16 protein-coding genes and 1 tRNA gene are annotated in these 18413 nt (G+C 43.6%); 4 read left to right on the forward strand and 13 right to left on the reverse strand.

Going from position 1 to position 18413, the window contains the following annotated elements:
* Positions 1–104: 104 nt before the first annotated feature.
* The 4 genes from clpX to OCU87_RS12260 form a co-directional block, all read right to left on the reverse strand.
* Entirely contained in the window at positions 105–1385 is a 1281-nt protein-coding gene (gene clpX, locus OCU87_RS12245) for an ATP-dependent protease ATP-binding subunit ClpX (RefSeq protein WP_062690955.1), read from the reverse strand.
* A 113-nt stretch (positions 1386–1498) separates the two neighbouring features.
* Positions 1499–2122, reverse strand: coding sequence for an ATP-dependent Clp endopeptidase proteolytic subunit ClpP (clpP, locus tag OCU87_RS12250; protein ID WP_048899103.1), 624 nt, complete (start codon positions 2120–2122; stop codon positions 1499–1501).
* 105 nt (positions 2123–2227) lie between these two features.
* Positions 2228–3529, reverse strand: a complete 1302-nt coding sequence (tig, locus tag OCU87_RS12255) for a trigger factor (RefSeq protein WP_062690954.1) — start codon at positions 3527–3529, stop codon at positions 2228–2230.
* A gap of 457 nt (positions 3530–3986) precedes the next feature.
* Positions 3987–4063 (reverse strand) — tRNA-Arg (locus OCU87_RS12260).
* Positions 4064–4459: 396 nt separating this feature from the next.
* Here OCU87_RS12260 and folD point away from each other — a divergent pair.
* Positions 4460–5314 carry a bifunctional methylenetetrahydrofolate dehydrogenase/methenyltetrahydrofolate cyclohydrolase FolD gene (folD, locus tag OCU87_RS12265; RefSeq protein ID WP_261857263.1) on the forward strand — a complete coding sequence of 285 codons (855 nt, stop codon included), beginning with the start codon at positions 4460–4462 and terminating at the stop codon, positions 5312–5314.
* Between the two features lie 74 nt (positions 5315–5388).
* Here folD and galU read toward each other — a convergent pair whose 3' ends face one another.
* Both galU and rfaH read right to left on the reverse strand, forming a co-directional pair.
* Positions 5389–6297 (reverse strand): UTP--glucose-1-phosphate uridylyltransferase GalU, encoded by a 909-nt coding sequence (gene galU / locus OCU87_RS12270; protein ID WP_062690953.1) that lies wholly within the window; start codon positions 6295–6297, stop codon positions 5389–5391.
* Positions 6298–6417: 120 nt separating this feature from the next.
* Positions 6418–6915: a transcription/translation regulatory transformer protein RfaH gene (rfaH, locus tag OCU87_RS12275; protein WP_062690952.1), complete on the reverse strand. Its 498-nt coding sequence runs from the start codon at positions 6913–6915 to the stop codon at positions 6418–6420.
* A gap of 400 nt (positions 6916–7315) precedes the next feature.
* On the opposite strand from rfaH, the gene OCU87_RS12280 reads away from it, so the two are divergent.
* Entirely contained in the window at positions 7316–8710 is a 1395-nt protein-coding gene (locus OCU87_RS12280; protein ID WP_261857264.1) for a peptide MFS transporter, read from the forward strand.
* Between the two features lie 89 nt (positions 8711–8799).
* On the opposite strand, the gene OCU87_RS12285 is transcribed toward OCU87_RS12280, so the two are convergent.
* Positions 8800–9846, reverse strand: coding sequence for a response regulator (locus tag OCU87_RS12285; protein ID WP_261857265.1), 1047 nt, complete (start codon positions 9844–9846; stop codon positions 8800–8802).
* Between the two features lie 352 nt (positions 9847–10198).
* Between OCU87_RS12285 and OCU87_RS12290 the strand changes: the two genes are divergently transcribed.
* Together OCU87_RS12290 and OCU87_RS12295 are read left to right on the forward strand one after the other, a co-directional pair.
* On the forward strand, positions 10199–11077 hold the full coding sequence (locus OCU87_RS12290; RefSeq protein ID WP_062690950.1) for a LysR family transcriptional regulator: 879 nt from the start codon (positions 10199–10201) through the stop codon (positions 11075–11077).
* 411 nt (positions 11078–11488) lie between these two features.
* A complete protein-coding gene (locus tag OCU87_RS12295) occupies positions 11489–12088 on the forward strand; it encodes a Yip1 family protein (protein WP_094955906.1) in 600 nt (199 codons plus the stop codon).
* 123 nt (positions 12089–12211) lie between these two features.
* On the opposite strand, the gene purF is transcribed toward OCU87_RS12295, so the two are convergent.
* From purF to truA, 6 genes are all read right to left on the reverse strand, one after another.
* Complete coding sequence (gene purF / locus OCU87_RS12300) at positions 12212–13729, reverse strand: amidophosphoribosyltransferase (RefSeq protein WP_261857266.1); 1518 nt, start codon at positions 13727–13729, stop codon at positions 12212–12214.
* A 34-nt stretch (positions 13730–13763) separates the two neighbouring features.
* Positions 13764–14255 (reverse strand): colicin V production protein, encoded by a 492-nt coding sequence (gene cvpA, locus OCU87_RS12305; protein ID WP_062691016.1) that lies wholly within the window; start codon positions 14253–14255, stop codon positions 13764–13766.
* A 64-nt stretch (positions 14256–14319) separates the two neighbouring features.
* The gene (locus OCU87_RS12310) at positions 14320–14913 is read right to left on the reverse strand and encodes an SPOR domain-containing protein (RefSeq protein WP_062690948.1); all 594 of its coding nucleotides are present in this window, start codon (positions 14911–14913) and stop codon (positions 14320–14322) included.
* A 2-nt stretch (positions 14914–14915) separates the two neighbouring features.
* On the reverse strand, positions 14916–16187 hold the full coding sequence (folC, locus tag OCU87_RS12315) for a bifunctional tetrahydrofolate synthase/dihydrofolate synthase (protein ID WP_261857267.1): 1272 nt from the start codon (positions 16185–16187) through the stop codon (positions 14916–14918).
* A 130-nt stretch (positions 16188–16317) separates the two neighbouring features.
* The gene (gene accD / locus OCU87_RS12320) at positions 16318–17241 is read right to left on the reverse strand and encodes an acetyl-CoA carboxylase, carboxyltransferase subunit beta (RefSeq protein WP_062690947.1); all 924 of its coding nucleotides are present in this window, start codon (positions 17239–17241) and stop codon (positions 16318–16320) included.
* A 192-nt stretch (positions 17242–17433) separates the two neighbouring features.
* Positions 17434–18219, reverse strand: coding sequence for a tRNA pseudouridine(38-40) synthase TruA (gene truA, locus OCU87_RS12325; RefSeq protein WP_062690946.1), 786 nt, complete (start codon positions 18217–18219; stop codon positions 17434–17436).
* Positions 18220–18413: the final 194 nt, after the last annotated feature.

The raw sequence follows: 18413 nt of genomic DNA on the forward strand, positions 1-18413 counted from the left end.
GTATATGGGGGTAAAGCCTCAAGATTCAACGGCAGAAACAAGAGAAAATAAAAAAGGAGGCCTTAGCCTCCTTTTTTTAGTCATTCTGGGCGGTAATTAAGCAATTACTCAGCACCAGCAGCTTGATTTTCATTATTTTCGTAAATCAGTAAAGGCTCAGACTCACCTTTAATTACTGATTCATCAATAACAACTTTACTGACGCCTTCCGCTGAAGGAAGTTCGTACATAGTATCAAGCAATACAGCTTCTACGATTGAACGTAGACCACGTGCACCTGTTTTACGCTCCATTGCTTTGCGAGCAATAGCAACAAGCGCATCATCACGGAACTCAAGCTCAACATTTTCAAGCTCAAGCAGTGCTGCATACTGCTTTGTTAGTGCGTTTTTAGGTTCACGTAAGATCTGTACTAGTGCATCTTCATCTAGCTCGCTAAGAATAGCAGCTACAGGTAGACGACCAATAAATTCAGGGATCAAACCGTATTTAACCAGATCTTCTGGCTCAACCTTTTGGAATAAATCACTCAATGTACGTGAGTCTTCTTTAGAGCGAACATCCGCACCAAAGCCAATACCCGTACCTGTTGCAACACGCTGCTCTACGACTTTATCAAGCCCAGCAAACGCACCGCCACAAATGAATAATATTTTCGATGTATCCACTTGCAGGAATTCCTGCTGTGGGTGCTTACGACCACCTTGTGGTGGAACTGACGCAACAGTACCTTCGATCAGTTTCAACAATGCTTGCTGAACACCTTCACCCGATACATCACGTGTGATCGATGGATTGTCTGACTTACGAGAAATCTTATCGATTTCATCGATGTAAACAATACCACGCTCCGCTTTAGCGACGTCGTAATCACATTTTTGCAGTAGCTTCTGGATGATGTTTTCTACATCTTCACCAACGTAACCCGCTTCAGTCAGCGTTGTTGCATCAGCCATTGTAAAAGGAACATCCAGCATACGCGCAAGAGTCTCAGCCAGTAATGTTTTACCACTACCCGTAGGACCGATTAGCAAGATATTACTCTTACCAAGCTCTACGCCTTCGCTTGTTGTATCGCCATTACGTAAACGTTTGTAATGGTTGTATACAGCAACAGCCAGCACTTTTTTCGCATGGTTTTGACCGATTACATAATCGTCAAGATTGGTGCGAATTTCTTGCGGTGTTGGAAGCTCATTGCCATCACGCTTTGGCATCACTTCTTTGATTTCTTCGCGAATAATGTCGTTACAAAGATCGACACACTCATCGCAAATATAAACAGAAGGGCCAGCAATCAGCTTACGAACTTCATGTTGGCTTTTGCCGCAGAAAGAGCAATAAAGCAGTTTCCCACTACCATTCTCTTTTCGCTTATCTGTCATCCGCTAACCTCTTTTCGGGTTTAACCCCATCATTGCCTTGTTTTGAGTGTATAACAACTCTGGTTATTTTGCTCCGTGCCAACTGTTAGCGAGCTCGAAGAAAACCACCAAATTTAGTCACGTTTATTCAAAACAGCATCAACTAAGCCGTATTCAACAGCTTGATCTGCAGACATAAAATTATCACGATCAGTATCGCGCTCAACCACTTCAAGCGGTTGGCCAGTATGCTCTGCTAACAAGTTATTCAGTTTTTGCTTGATGGTCAGAATTTCTTGAGCATGGATCTGAATATCAGAAGCCTGCCCTTGGAATCCACCCAATGGCTGGTGAATCATTACGCGAGAGTTAGGTAATACAAAACGCTTACCTTTCGCGCCACCAGCAAGTAAGAATGCGCCCATTGAACATGCTTGGCCCATACATACTGTGCTTACATTTGGTTTAATAAACTGCATGGTGTCGTAAATCGACATACCAGCAGTCACGCTACCGCCTGGCGAGTTAATGTATAGGAAGATGTCTTTGTCTGGGTTTTCAGACTCAAGAAATAGCAACTGTGCAACTACTAAGTTTGCCATATGATCTTCAACCTGACCGGTTAAGAAAATCACACGCTCTTTTAATAGTCGGGAATAAATGTCGTAGGAACGTTCACCACGAGAAGTCTGCTCGACCACCATAGGAACCAGCGCATCCATAATTGGCGACATGGCGTTTTTTTCTTGGTAGCTCATAACGTTATTTCCCTAAAATAAATGGCCCGAATGAAATGACTCACACGGACCATTGTTAGCAGAAGATTCGAAGCAAAGTCAAATCTCTACAGTAATTTCAGTAAATTAAGCAGCAGGTTGGTTCATTAGCTCGTTAAAACCAACTTCTGTTTCTGTAACCTGTGCTTTAGCAATTAGCGCATCGATTGCTTGCTCTTCTAGAGCAACGTTACGCATATTGTTCATCATTTGCTCGTTTTGCTCGTAGTAAGCAACAACTTCTGTTGGATCTTCGTAAGCTGAAGCCATTTCGTTGATTAACGCTTTAACACGCTCGTCATCCGCTTTTAGCTCTTCAGACTTGATTACAGCACCAAGAAGAAGACCAACAACTACGCGACGCTTAGCTTGTTCTTCGAACAATTCACGTGGTAGCTCAGGCATGTTTTTAGCGTCGCCGCCAAAACGTTGTGCCGCTTGTTGACGAAGAACATTGATTTCTTGGTCGATAAGCGCAGCTGGAACAGCGATGTCGTTTTGCTCGATTAGGCCGTTAAGTACTTGGTCTTTAATGCGACCTTTAACAGCTTGCTTCATTTCACGTTCCATGTTCTTACGAACTTCAGCTTTTAGGCCGTCTACAGAACCGTCGTTCACACCGAACTTAGCAACGAACTCTTCAGTAAGCTCAGGTAGTTCTTGCGCTTCTACTTTGTGTAGTTTGATAGCGAAAGATGCTGCTTTACCTTTTAGGTTTTCAGCATGGTAATCTTCAGGGAAAGCGACTTCTACAGTGAACTCTTCGCCCGCTTTCTTACCAACGATGCCATCTTCAAAACCAGGGATCATACGACCTTGGCCCATAGCAAGTGCGAAACCTTCAGCTTTACCGCCGTCGAATTCTTCGCCGTCGATAGAACCGTTGAAGTCGATAGTTACACGGCTGTCAGCAACAGCAGCAACGTCAGCTTCAGACCACGTAGCTTGTTGCTTACGTAGTGTTTCGATCATTGTATCAACGTCTTCAGCTTTAACTTCTACTGCTGGTTTTTCAACTGCAATTTTGTCTAGGCCTTGAAGTTCGATTTCTGGGAAGATTTCGAAAGACGCTTTGAATACTAGGTCTTTACCTTCAGCGAACTCAACTGGAGTAAAAGTAGGCGCGCCAGCTGGGTTGATTTTTTCTTTAACGATCGCTTCGATGAAGTGACGTTGCATTACTTCGCCCATTACTTCTTGACGAACAGATGCACCAAACATGCGAGCAACCATTTTGATTGGCGCTTTACCTGGACGGAAACCATCGAAACGACGATTTTTAGCGATTTTTTGCAGTTCAACTTTTACTGCATCTTCGATGTTTGCAGCAGGAACTGTGATAGTTAGATGGCGCTCTAGGCCTTCAGTGGTTTCAACGGTAACTTGCATTTTATTTAACCTCAAAACTTACTCAGATCACTGAGTGATGTTGCCGATCAGTTCAATCTGACGGTGGCATCCTTTCGTGTTATGGCGATTTAGATAAACCTACCACAACGCCTTAATTCTGATAATTTCTAACGCTGCTGACAAAAGCAGTCTCTAGGATAGAAATTAAAACGCGGCATTATAACGGTCTGATACTCTCAGGTCGAGACTACAGCCCACAAACCATGACTTCTCAACAAAATAGGGGCTAAAAATCGATTTTCAAGGGAAATATGAAAAAAAAACGGTTTAGATGCCGATTTTGTGCACAGGCAAGCAATTGGTAACAAATGATTGTTTGAAGTATGAACAGGAAGTTCGGGTAAATGATGTAATAAAACAAGACAGAAAGGGAAGCTATTCGCCTAAACGAAAAAAGCCGTATTTAGTTTTCACTAAATACGGCTTCTCGAAATAATGGTACGCCCTGCAGGATTCGAACCTGCGACCACATCCTTAGAAGGGACGTGCTCTATCCAGCTGAGCTAAGGGCGCACTACAACGCATGCTGCGTTATGGGTCAGAATTATACGTTGCTACTCTCTAAGGTCAACGGTTTTTCCCTTTTTTTAATGTCCTACACTTCAAACGGTTAAACTTAAACCAATCTAACGCTATAGCGGCTAATTATGGTGAATCCCCCAGCAAGCCATTGACGTTTTTTCGCTCAACTGAACATCCACTCACATCTGCAAGTGCCAATCTAAAAATACTAGTTTCTTGTCCCAACATAATGCAAACGTTTGCGTTATAGATCTTGCTCACAGTATCTGCGACAATATCTCATCAATAATGATTGATGAAAATTACAGTCAATGCGCATTAATCATTATTATTTTATCGTTGATATGCTACGGCTTTGTTCGCTAGCAATAAGTCATAAGGAAAACCATGAGCGCTCAAATTATTGATGGCAAAATCATTTCACAAACAGTTCGTCAAGAAGTCGCAGCACGCGTAAAAGCACGTGTTGATGCTGGCCTTCGCGCGCCAGGGCTTGCTGTTGTTCTGGTTGGCCAAGATCCAGCTTCTCAGGTTTACGTGGGTAGTAAGCGTAAAGCCTGTGAAGAAGTGGGGTTTATCTCTAAATCTTTTGACTTACCAACAACAACCAACGAAACAGAGCTGCTCGCTTTAATTGCAGAGTTGAATGCCGATAAAGAAATCGATGGTATTTTGGTTCAGCTCCCCCTGCCCGCGGGCATGGATAGCACTGTGATTCTCGAGAGTATTGCACCAGAGAAAGATGTGGATGGTTTCCACCCCTACAATGTCGGTCGTTTGTGCCAACGTATGCCTAAGCTACGCTCATGTACGCCAAAAGGCATTATTACCCTACTGGAACGTTACAACATCCCAACACGCGGCAAGCACGCTGTTGTTGTTGGTGCATCAAATATTGTTGGACGTCCGATGACCATGGAATTATTACTGGCAGGTGCAACGACAACAACATGTCACCGCTTCACTCAAGATTTAGAAGGCCATGTTCGTCAAGCAGACATCGTGGTGGTGGCTGTCGGTAAACCAAATTTCATTCCAGGCGATTGGATTAAAGAAGGTGCGACCGTGATCGATGTGGGTATCAACCGTTTAAGTACAGGGAAGCTTGTCGGTGATGTTGAATTTGATGTCGCGAAAACAAAAGCAAAACACATTACACCCGTTCCTGGCGGTGTTGGCCCAATGACAGTGGCAACACTTATAGAAAACACCCTATTAGCATGTGAACAATTCCACAGTTAGTTTTGGGGACTCCTCGAAAACAAAAAAGCAGCTTGAATAAGCTGCTTTTTTATTAACTGGATACCAATATAAAGCTATAGCGTTTTCGCTAACTCTTTAATATAAGCAGTGAAATCATCACCCAGCACATCATGACGCATGCCATATTCGACAAATGCCTGCATGTAACCTAGCTTACTACCACAGTCATGGCTAACACCTGACATATGAAAAGCATTCACTTGCTGCTTTTCCATTAGCATATCAATCGCATCAGTCAGCTGGATTTCGTCACCTGCGCCTACTGGCGTTTTTTCAAGTAAACCCCAAATTTCAGCAGGTAAAACATAACGGCCAACAATCGCTAAATTTGACGGCGCGGCCTCGACACTTGGCTTTTCAACCACTTTGGTCATCGCAGCCGTTTCGCCCGCTTTAAGGTCTGTACCATTGACATCAGCCACACCGTAATTAGACACTTCACTCATTGGCACAGGCTCAACCAAAACTTGGCTAATACCGGTCGCATTAAACTCCGCGACCATGGCTGCCATGTTTTCACTGCGTAAATCACTTGCCACATCATCCAAAATAACATCGGGCAATACCACTGCAAATGGGGCATCACCAATCAATGGGTGCGCGCACAATACCGCGTGACCTAGACCTTTCGCTTGGCCTTGACGAACATGCATAATCGTAACGTCTTTAGGACAAATCTTTTGTACTTCTTCAAGCAACTGGCGCTTAACACGCTTTTCAAGCGTCGCTTCTAATTCAAATGAAGTATCAAAGTGGTTTTCAATTGAGTTTTTTGATGAATGCGTCACCAAAATAATCTCTTTGATGCCCGCAGCCACACACTCATTCACCACATACTGTATAAGCGGTTTATCAACGATCGGTAGCATTTCTTTGGGAATGGCTTTCGTCGCAGGTAGCATGCGAGTACCAAGACCAGCAACAGGGATCACGGCCTTACGGACAGGGGAAGGTTGTGTCATGTTCAATTCCATGAATATAAATAAACTGGTACTACTATAACAAATTGGCTATAGCTGAGTAAGCACCTAATACGTTGAATTTTTTATTCGATAGGTTGATCGAATAAACGAGGTTACAGACTATTTTTTAATAATCTCATTATTATCCACGCTAACTTTCACTTCTTTACCAAGCAAGTTAATCAGCATGAAAGATCGTTTTTCACCATCTGGTTCATGGTACATCGCTTCAATGCCTTTGAACTGGCCTTTTTCAAGTACTAACTTATCACCCGGTTGTGGCAACATAGACAACTTGGATTGTTGCTCTGGCGTATTCTCATTAAGCATTAAGCCATACAGTAATTCGGGCCTGATCGGCTGAGGCATTCTTCCCTGCCTAATAAAATCTGCAACACCACGTGTTGAACGTATTGTGGTGTAGCTGATCTCTTCAGGATCAAAATATACAAACATATAACTCGGGAAGAGTGGCTCTTCTGCTTCGATACGCTTTCCTCTTACGACTTTATTGATAAGTACTTGAGGGTAATAGCATTCTACACCTTGGCGATCGAGGTTAAGAACCGCACGCTCTTGTTCGCTGCGTTTACAATAAAGAAGAAACCATTCTTTCATTACATACCCATCTATCGTTCTGATTACTTACTAAGGTTATCAGTTTCACGCTTTTTTGCACAATTGCTTCTACATCAATAAGTTATTTTTACATTGAAACATCTAGAAACATTTGTAACAAACCTGAATATATCATATAGACAAGATATTAAGCCAAACAAAAACAAAAAAACGAAAGATAGCACCACCAAAAGCAACAAATCAAGCATATACACCTAAATGTGATATAGAAAGATTAGATTTCAAATCTGCACAGTAAACAATCAAACCCTTACATTTCAACACCTTATAATTTTAACGATTTGTTTTGCAAATGTGAAAACTTGCAGATGATTATTTTGTCCTTTATAAAAAGAGGCAAATAAGCAAACACATAACAAACCTTATAAAGAGAATAATTATGAGCAATCGAAGTAGCGGTACCCTTTTAGGGCACCCAAAAGGCTTGTTCTTGCTGTTCAGTACTGAGCTGTGGGAACGTTTCTCTTATTATGCGATGCGAGCAATTTTAGTCTTGTACCTCACTGATAAGACCATGGATGGTGGCTTAGGTTGGTCTACCCAAAGTGCACTTGAGTTATACGGTATCTACACCGGTCTCGTTTATATCACTCCCCTTATTGGTGGATGGATTGCCGATAACTTCTTGGGTCAACGTCGCTCTATCATTATTGGTGGTATTTTAATGGCGCTAGGGCAATTTACTCTAGCCCTACCACATAGCATGATTGACCCGTACTCAATCAATGCATTTTATCTTGGTTTAGCATTACTGATTATTGGTAATGGTTTATTTAAACCAAACATTTCAACCATGGTCGGTGATCTGTACACCGATGGCGATAACCGCCGTGATGGTGCTTTCACTATCTTTTACATGGGTATTAACCTTGGTTCTCTACTTGCTGGTCTTATTGCAGGTTCAGCTTCTGCGATTTACGGTTGGAAAGCGGGCTTCTTAACTGCAGGTATCGGTATGATCATCAGCCTGATTACCCAGTTAATTTTTGCTGAGCGCCTACTCGGTAATATTGGTAAAGAACCTGCAGCAAAACGTGCAGCAGCCATGAATAAATCAGGCAAGCAAGAGCCGTTAACTCGCCAAGAACGTGATCGCCTGAAAGTTATTATGATCATGGGTATGTTTGTGGTGATCTTCTGGGCTGGCTTTGAGCAAGCTGGCGGCCTGATGAATATCTTCTCACAGCAATACACAGATCGTATGATCGGTAGCTTTGAAGTACCTGCGGCATGGTTCCAATCACTGAATCCATTTTTTGTGATTACTCTCGCACCGGTTATTGCCGCAATTTGGGTGAAATTAGGTCCAAAAGAGCCAAGTTCTCCAGCAAAATTTGCTATGGGTTTATTCTTCCTTGCACTTGGCTTCGTGTGCATGATGGGTGCTGTTATGCAGCAAGGTGGTGACCTTACTGTTAAGACATCAATGTTCTGGCTGGTTGGCGCATACTTCTTCCATACTCTTGGAGAGCTTTGCTTATCACCAATCGGTTTATCTATGGTCACTAAGCTCGCACCACTTCGCCTTGCTTCTTTGATGATGGGTGCATGGTTTGGTTTCAATGCGATTGCTAACTATGTCGCAGGTATCATAGGTGCTAACGTTGGTGAAGCTGGCCCAATGGCTATCTTTAGCGGTATTGCTATTGCAGCAACAGTCGCTGGTGTTCTGCTACTGCTTTGCTCTAATCAGCTGATTCGCTGGATGCACGGCGCTGAAGGCCGAGTTATTGAAGATGAAGAAGCCGTTGAATCAGTGGTAGCAAAAGCTTAATTCTTTCGCTGAATAACACGATTCAAAATTAAAAAGGTTGCTCTATGAGCAACCTTTTTTATTGGGGTATAGTCTATGGCTTACAGAGATTACAAATCACAGCGTTTAATGGTGACGCTAAAGCTCGCTGAACCAATTTCACTTAGTGACAAACGGCCGCCCGATTCAGGTAAAAACATCTTACTTACGCTGTTTTTACTCGCATGATCACCCAACCATGCTTGTGAAGATACAGACTGTGTATTATCACTGGTTTGCAACTGTGCCCCTAACCCTGTCGACAATACTTGAATACTCCGATCACATGCATCAAATATTCCAAAAACACCGCGTATTGGTGACGCGTAGCCTGAATGATGCATCCCTTTTTCGATGAGCTTAACTAAATGATTCAAATCACTTTCATCAGCCATGCGGCTCCGAAGGTAATCATTAAAAAAAGCCCGAATAAGCAATGTCGTCGCCGTGCTGTTCTGACCACTTGCTGAGTCAACCAAATAAAAAGCCAATCGACCATCCATCAGCCAAGTATAATCAAGCAATACTGGCTGAACCTCTGCAGGTTGCAACACACAATAATTCAGTTGCCAATCCCCTTGGCGGGACTGTGTCTCAGGCATTAACCCCATCAACAATTCACGGGCTGCGGTAGGGTTATCTTGTAACTCTTTAATGTGCCACTCAAGCTCTTCATCAATAGCACCACCATCATCAGCAATATTGAACCAAGTATTCGAAAAATCTTGTTCAGCAACACATGAGTCTTGAGACTTGAGTACCGATAACATTGCAGATTTTAATACCATGATGTTGTCTAATGGCTTAATTAAAAAATCTTTCACACCATGGCGTAAAGCCGTCGCAACATCCGCCATATCACCCGTACCTGAAATAACAATCACAGGTAGCATTGGGTATTGTGCGGCGATTTCTTCGACAAATTCCATCCCAGTCATTACGGGCATAGATAAGTCACACAGCAATATATCTGGGATTGCCTCTCGCAATGCACGCAACCCCTCAAGACCATCTTCAGCTTCACGCACCTGACTACCTTGGCTCTTTAAAAAGCCAACGATCATATTTCTGAAGATAGGATCATCCTCAACGACAAGTACGTCTTTTCCTTCAAGCAACGATTGTGTCCTCCATGATTGAGCAGGAGTTTCAACTCCATTCTTGCGGTCTAATACCAATTTTGGCCTATCAAGTTCACTGTGCATAAGCGTACCAGATTGTCTATCAACCTAATAAAAAGCATAGGTGCTAATTGGTGTTTCGTCAGGATTGATAGCGATTCCGTTACAGCAAAGTCCAATAATAGAATCTAGTTCAAAAAAAACAGCACCAGGTTAGAAAGTACACCGTCAAAATGACCTAATTCGACAAACTAATTTGATTCACAGCAAATCAATCTCGTTTTACAGACACTACATCACAATTTTGTTATACAATTCACCATTATCAGTTTTCAGTAATGATGTTTATATGAAACTTGACGACTTGAATTTATTCCGCGTAGTAGTAGAACAAGGTAGCTATACGGCTGCTTCACGAAAGACCCAAGTACCGGTGGCTACACTAACCCGTCGCATTCAGGCGCTTGAAGAATGTTTGAGTATCCGCTTACTCAATCGTCATGCGCGTAAACTATCGCTCACTGAAGCTGGTCAGCGTTTTTATGATGACTGCAGCCCTCTTTTGGCACAGCTGGTTACAACCACTCAGCACATCAGTGAAGAATGCAAAGGGGCAGCAGGTAAGCTTCGCATTGCGGCGCCGTCCAACCTCACCAAAGTGATGTTACAGCCGTTGCTGAATGCTTTTATGAAAGAGCATCCAGCGATTAATCTTGAATTGCATATGAGCAGCGAGCCAGAACAGCTCGATCCTACGGATTGGGATGCGATCTTCCGTGTTGGTCCTCAGCGTGATTCAACCCTTATTGCACGTAAAATTAGCTCTGTAAAAGATATCTTAGTCGCGAGCCCGCTTTACTTAAAAGGACACCCAGCCCCTAAGCACGCTCAAGAATTGCACGAACACACCTTGTTGAAAGGTAATCCGCTGTTACGTTGGCGATTAATCGACAATCAAGGTGAAGCGATCACAATAAACGACCCTGGCCGTTTTGAAGCGAATCAACTCAATGTGGTCCGTAAAGCATGTTGCGCTGGGTTGGGCATCACGTTAATGCCTGATGTGATGCTTGAGCAATACATCGAATCTGGCGAGCTTGTACAAATATTGAAAAACTGGTCTGCAAATCCTCGGGAGGTTTTTTTACTGTATAACCACCGTGATTACCAACCTGAAAAACTACGTTTATTCATTGAATTTTCAAGCCATTACTTTGAATTAAGCTAAATAAACGCATACCTTCAGCCGGCATTCTTGATGCTGGCTGTTTCATTTCTAGCACGTATTACCTTCCTCATAACCTTGCGTCCCGCGTAAACACTGACTAAATGTTAATAAAGCGTAGGTTCACTGTGTGTCGTTTTTTGATGCTCGGTTTTCTTCTGCTCTTCAATATTTTCAGCCCACATTTTGAAAAGAAGAGGCGCTATCGTAATAACCAAGCAAAATGGATGTGAGTGCTCATACCTGTGCTGGATATACCAATTGAGATAAATCGTTGTTCTCATTTTACATTAAGTTGGTATTCGCCTGTCGACATTAAGTAAAGCAATCACAACAGTTTCAACCGTATCGCGATGCACCATGGCTTAACTTGCAGTCACGCTGGCATGAGCACGGTAATAACGAGGACACGTTATGATTTTGGGACATTTATTTGGGCTTTACGCTCATCCTAAACAAGAATGGAAAACCATAGATAGAGAGCATGAAGGCATCGGCAGTAGTGTCAGTCACATTCTTTTAATTGCCTTACTGCCTTCCGCTTTTGCCTATATTTCGAGTGTATTTATTGGCTGGAAAATTGGTGTTGGAGAGCCTCTTTTTCTAACACCCAGCAGCGCAATGGGTATGTCTGTTGCCATGTATTTTGCATTAGTCGCTGGGGTATTTGCGCTCGCTTACCTCAGCTACTGGATGAGCCATACCTTTGGCTCCACGCCTACCTACACCCAAGCCCTTGAGCTTGCAGCCTATACGGCAACCCCATTATTTATGGTTAGCATCGCAGCTATTTATCCGCATGTGTGGTTTTTAATGGTGGCAGGGCTGATAGGTATCGCGTATTCAGTGTACCTGCTCTATACCGGCGTACCTATTTTGATGCACATACCAGAAGAGCGTGGGTTCATTTATGCCAGTTCGATAGTGACTTGCGGTTTGGTGCTACTGGTATCCATTATTGCTTCAACGGTGATCCTATGGAATGTGGGACTTGGCCCTATTTTTAGTCACTGATCATCGGGTGAGATACTGATAGTCCAAAACAAGCTCATGTTACAAACACCATAAAAAACGGAAGCACTGTGTGCTCCCGTTTTTTTATTCGACATAACATCCATTAGGCTAGCTGAACGAGGTTTATACCCCTTCGTTATGTAGCTCTAAATTCGCAAGATCTTGCTGAATTTCACGTTGTGTTTTGGAGTCATCACTACGGAGTGATTCTAAGAAATCAAGATAAGCTTGATCGATATCACCAGTAACATAACTGCCGTTAAATACCGATGTTTCAAACAACTTAACATCTGGATTCCCTTCCGCAACCGCCGCAACGAGATCGTTTAAGTCTTGAAATATCAAACCATCAGCGCCAATCAGCTTACTGATTTCATCCACTTCACGGCCATGAGCAATCAGTTCATTGGCTGTTGGCATATCAATACCATAAACATTAGGGAAACGAACTTCTGGCGCCGCTGACGCTAGGTAAACTTTGTTTGCACCTGCTTCACGGGCCATTTCGATAATTTGCTCTGAGGTGGTACCACGAACGATTGAGTCATCAACCAGCAGAACATTCTTATCTTTGAATTCCGATCGGATCGCATTCAGTTTACGACGCACTGACTTGCGGCGCATTTGCTGACCCGGCATGATAAAAGTGCGGCCAACATAACGATTTTTCACAAAACCTTGGCGGTATGGTTTATCTAACGTACGAGCGATTTCTAACGCACTATCACAAGACGTTTCTGGGATTGGGATAACAACATCGATATCCATATCATCCCATTCACGTTTGATTTTTTCACCAAGCTTAGTACCCATGCGAACACGTGCACCGTATACCGAAATTTTATCCATGAAAGAATCTGGACGCGCAAAGTACACAAACTCAAAAATACATGGATTCAGCACTGGGTTATCTGCGCATTGCTCGGTGAACAACTGTCCCTCAAGAGTAATATATACAGCTTCGCCCGGTGCAACATCACGTACAAAATCAAAACCTACGGCATCAAGTGCCACAGACTCTGAAGCGACCATGTATTCTGTGTTGCCGTTTGCTTCACGCTTACCTAAGCAAAGAGGACGAATACCATTAGGATCACGAAATGCAATCAAGCCATGACTAATCAACATCGCGACAACAGCGTATGCCCCTTTCACCTGACGATGAACAGCACGAATCGCACCAAAGATATCACTAGGTGAAATTGGTGATGACTCTGTATTCTCAAGGTGATGAGCAAGAACGTTCAATAATACTTCTGAATCAGATGTTGTATTCACATGCCGACGAGCTTCACGAAACAATGAATCACGTACTTCCACGGCATTGGTTAGGTTACCGTTATGCGCGAGTGAGATGCCGTATGGTGAGTTTACATAAAATGGCTGAGCTTCTGATGCGCTAGAGCTACCAGCCGTTGGATAACGAACATGACCAATACCAACATTACCTTGCAAGCGCTGCATGTGCTTAGCTTCAAACACATCACGAACCAAACCGTTAGCCTTACGCAGACGGAAACGATTGCTTTCCAAGGTAACAATACCAGCTGCATCTTGGCCGCGATGCTGTAGCACGGTTAATGCATCATAGATAGATTGATTTACCGGGGTTGAACCCACGATTCCGACAATACCACACATGTCCTAAATCCTCGTCACGCATATAAAGCCGGCGCTATAGCGCGCCGGGTAAAAAGCTTGATGTGTCTTTGATGTAGGTAAAGAACCATTCAATCACAACGCCGAACTGTGGGATAAGTTGCGACTGCTTCCACCAGTCAGCACTTGAGAACCCCGTAAAGGCATCAATGAAGAATAGTACCGCAGAGACAATTAACACACCTCTCACGCCACCAAAAACAATCCCCAAAACACGGTCTGTTCCTGACAATCCCGTCTTTTGTACTAGATGTCCAATCACATAGTTCACTACCGCGCCGACAATCAGCGTGGCAATAAATAAAACGGCGATGGCACTGCCATTGCGTACCATTTCGTCCTTGATGTTAGTGAAATAAGCAGCTAACTGCGTATAAAAATTGCTAGCAATAAAAAATGCAGCAAACCAGATCACTAACGATAGTGCTTCTTTAACAAAACCGCGGATTACACTAACCAGCGCTGAGAAGCCAATTACGCCTAAAATTACGTAATCAATCCAAATCATCATTTGTTGTTTTCGCCTTGATGGTGCGTATTCTAACAGAAAAAATGAGAACGCAAACGTTTACCTAAGGGTTTAGTGGGTTAAATCTAAGCAATTGACCTTTCAAACCCGTTATTTTTTCTAATTCTTTGAGCTCAGCTGATAGCGCGGCTTTTGAAACATTTGGCCCGACAACGACGCGAGCATAATCTCCCTTTTTCGGCTGTTTAGGAAAAACATGTGCTTGATAGCCAGATTTTCGTAACTTTGCCACCAGCTTATTGGCATTATCAAAGTTACCAAAGACCCCTAACTGAATCACCCAACCACTTTCTTTGTAACCTTCTTTTACTGGTTTAACAGCCGGCTTTTCAATCTTAACCGGCGCAACATTCACCTCAGACTTAGAGGTTGATGCTGATGTTGATGCTGTAGACATCTCCTGTTTTTCATCGATAACGACAGTAACAGGCTCATCCGGTAGATCGACTTCAACAAATTCAGGCTCAGGAATCGTCTCGTATCCTTCGTCGGCTTCAAACTCAGGCTGCAGAGGGATACTGGCAAATTGCTCTTGGTAATGCTGCTTTTTTCCATCAAAAAGATCAGGTAAAAAGATCACACCCAGTGCCACTAATAAAATGGTGCCAACTAATCGGCTTTGAAATTTACTTGCCACAGTTACTCCTGTTTCGCTACAATATAGCTCGCGATTTGGCCTACAGTGTAAAACGAGCCAAACACGATTACCATGTCCTGCTCTGTTGCTTGTGCTAATGCCTGCTCATATGCCACGTCTGGTGATACAAAGCCGTCAACAACCTGATCTAAATTAGCGATGATCTCATCCGCTTTTGCGGCACGAGGACCTTCAAGCGAAGCGGGATACCACACATCGACCACATTTTTCATTTCAGCAATCGTTGCCGTAATATCTTTATCGTGTAACATAGCAACAACCGCATGAATACGGTGCTTACCTTCAGAGGCTTTGATTTTTTCTAGCTGCTGAGCAAAATACTGCGCTGAATGAGGGTTATGCGCAACATCCATAATCACTAATGGTGATGTACTAACCCGCTGCATTCGCCCAGGTAAAGCCGCATTTTTCAATCCATTAACGATATTACAATCGCTGATTTCCAGCTCTACTGTACCCAGTGCCATTAATGCCGTTGCCGCATTGGGCAGAGGCAGTGACGGAATAGGTAGATCACTAAGATCAAAGCAACCGCAGTGCCATTGCCACTGGTCGCCTGTCACTTGGTAATCAAACTGATAACCCACTTGGTACAATTTGGCATTAATATCGTCAGCATGCGCCGCGACACTAGCTGGCGGCTGAGGCTGACCACAGATTGCAGGCTTCTCACTACGGAAGATACCCGCCTTCTCAAAACCAATCACTTCAATATCATCGCCTAACCAATCAACATGATCGACCGCTAAACTCGTGATGACAGATACATCGTGATCAACAATATTGGTTGCATCTAAACGACCACCAAGGCCGACTTCTAAAATCACCACATCAACTTGGTGTGTCTTAAATAACTCAAGTGCAGCTAACGTACCAAACTCAAACAAGCTCAAACTGATATCACCGCGATATTGCTCAATGGCAGCGAAAGCTTGGCTATGTTTTTCATCCGCGAGATCTTCACCATTAATCCGTACACGCTCGTTATAACGCACTAAATGAGGTGAGCTATATACCCCGACCTTATAACCAGCATCTAATAGAATGGCCTCTAGGATCGCACAGGTTGAACCTTTGCCATTGGTACCAGCAACCGTTATCACTTTTGGCGCAGGCTTGATCAAATTTCCACGCTCAGCAACAGCTTGAGCACGCTCAAGCCCTAAGTCGATGGCACTGGTATGAAGCTGCTCTAGATAAGTCAGCCATGAGGGTAGCGAGGCTGTCGCTGAAGGTGCTATCAGATCTGTCATGGAAAATTGTTCACTTAATCACTAACTTGTTGGTACGCACTATACCAAACTGACCGTTATTCCGAAAAACAAAAACGCCGACGAAAGTCACTTCCGTCGGCGTTTTAACAATTTTTTACAAAGCGAAGGCTTAGTCTGCTTTATCAGCCTCGTCTTCTACTTCGACAACCTTAGGTGCGCTATCAACCGAAACCACTAAAGGTGATGTTTGGTTAGTCAGCTTAGCGATCAAGCCACCAATACGCTGACGCATTTCACGACGATCTACAATCATATCGATAGCGCCATGTTCCAATAAGAATTCACTACGCTGGAAACCTTCTGGCAGCTTCTCACGTACTGTTTGCTCGATAACACGTTGGCCCGCAAAACCGATCAATGCTTTTGGCTCACCGATATTGATATCACCCAACATCGCCAAACTTGCCGATACACCGCCCATTGTAGGGTCAGTCAGTACCGAGAAGAACGGTAATCCTTTTGCAGACAAACGCTCAAGTGCCGCACTTGTTTTCGCCATTTGCATTAGCGACATTAGCGCTTCTTGCATACGTGCACCGCCACTTGCAGAGAAACACACAAGTGCACAGTTGTTTTCCATTGCTGCTTCTACCGCTTTCACGAATTTAGCACCCACAACAGAACCCATTGAGCCGCCCATAAAGGAGAACTCAAACGCACAAGCAATCACATCTTGACCAAGCAAGGTGCCCTGCATAACAACCAATGCGTCTTTCTCACCGCTGTTCTTTTGCGCAGTAGAGATACGATCTTTATATTTCTTCGAATCACGGAACTTCAATTTATCTTTCGGTTCCATATCCGCCGCTAGTTCTACTTGATTTTCTTGGTCAAGGAACGTTTCAAGACGGCGACGCGCTTTCATACGCATGTGATGATCGCACTTTGGGCACACTTCTAGGTTAGACTCTAGATCAGCGTGATAAAGCACTTGTTCGCAAGAAGTACACTTCGTCCATACACCTTCAGGGATTGATGCTTTGCGAGAAGAAACAATGTTGCTCTTCGTTAGGATCTTTTCAAGCCAGCTCATGAATGACCTTTTTTATCTAGAAATTCCCCGCCAAAAAGCAGAGAAAGCAAATTCGTTTAATTATTAAGAGAGGAATTAAAGCACAAAGTTGCCAATCTGTAGATAAAAAACTGGTTGTACCTTGTGATCCCCACATAAATATAACGAAGAAATGTACCGCTAGGTACATGACTTCATTACTATTTAATCACATTAATCTTCAATAAACAGTGGACCAGCAGGAACATGCGGTAGACCGTGTTCAGCAGGATAATCGACCTCAATCAGATATAAGCCTTCAGCTTTCGCCGTTACGCCCGCAATTTGACGGTTCTTTTGTTGTAATAACCATTGAATCCATTCTGGTTTTTCTTCACCGCGCCCTACTTTGATCAAGCTTCCGGTAATATTACGTACCATGTGATGCAAAAATGCATTCGCTTTAATATCAATCACAATGTACTGGCCATGACGCGTGATATTGATGTGATGCATATTACGACATGGCGTATTCGCCTGACAATGCGTCGCCCGAAAAGAGGTAAAGTCATGCTCGCCCAGTAAAAACTGCGCCGCTTCATGCATCAGCTTTTCATCGAGATCGCCATGGTAGTGGCTTACACCACGCGCCAGAATCGCAGGACGAAAAGCGTGGTTAGAGATAATATAACGATAACGGCGCGCTGTTGCAGAAAAGCGAGCATGGAAGTCTTCCGTCACTTCATGCGCCCAACGCACAGCAATATCTTTCGGTAAATGGGTATTAACCCCCATCGTCCATGCGGCCAGCTTACGATTTGAATCGACATCAAAGTGAACCACTTGCCCTGTGCCATGTACTCCTGCATCTGTACGGCCAGCACACAGCACTTCTATCGGCTGATTGGCAATTTTAGACAAGGCTTTTTCTAATTCACCTTGCACACTCACAACATCTAGCTGGCGCTGCCAACCGTGATAATTTGCACCGTCGTATTCGATACCTAAAGCTATTCGCATAATCTACTTCGTCTTGCCTAGGCCCACAGAGCCCTATTAGTGTGTATATTGGCGGTGATTATAAGGGATGGTAGAGCCAGATGCGATAGCTGCACGAAATACACCCATGCGCTTAACAGGTAAACAGCCGTTTTTCAGACAATAAAAAACGCGATGCTCTGTGAACATCGCGCTTTCATATCAATAAGCCAATT

It is taken from the genome of Photobacterium sanguinicancri, assembly GCF_024346675.1.
GTDB classification, from domain to species: domain Bacteria; phylum Pseudomonadota; class Gammaproteobacteria; order Enterobacterales; family Vibrionaceae; genus Photobacterium; species Photobacterium sanguinicancri.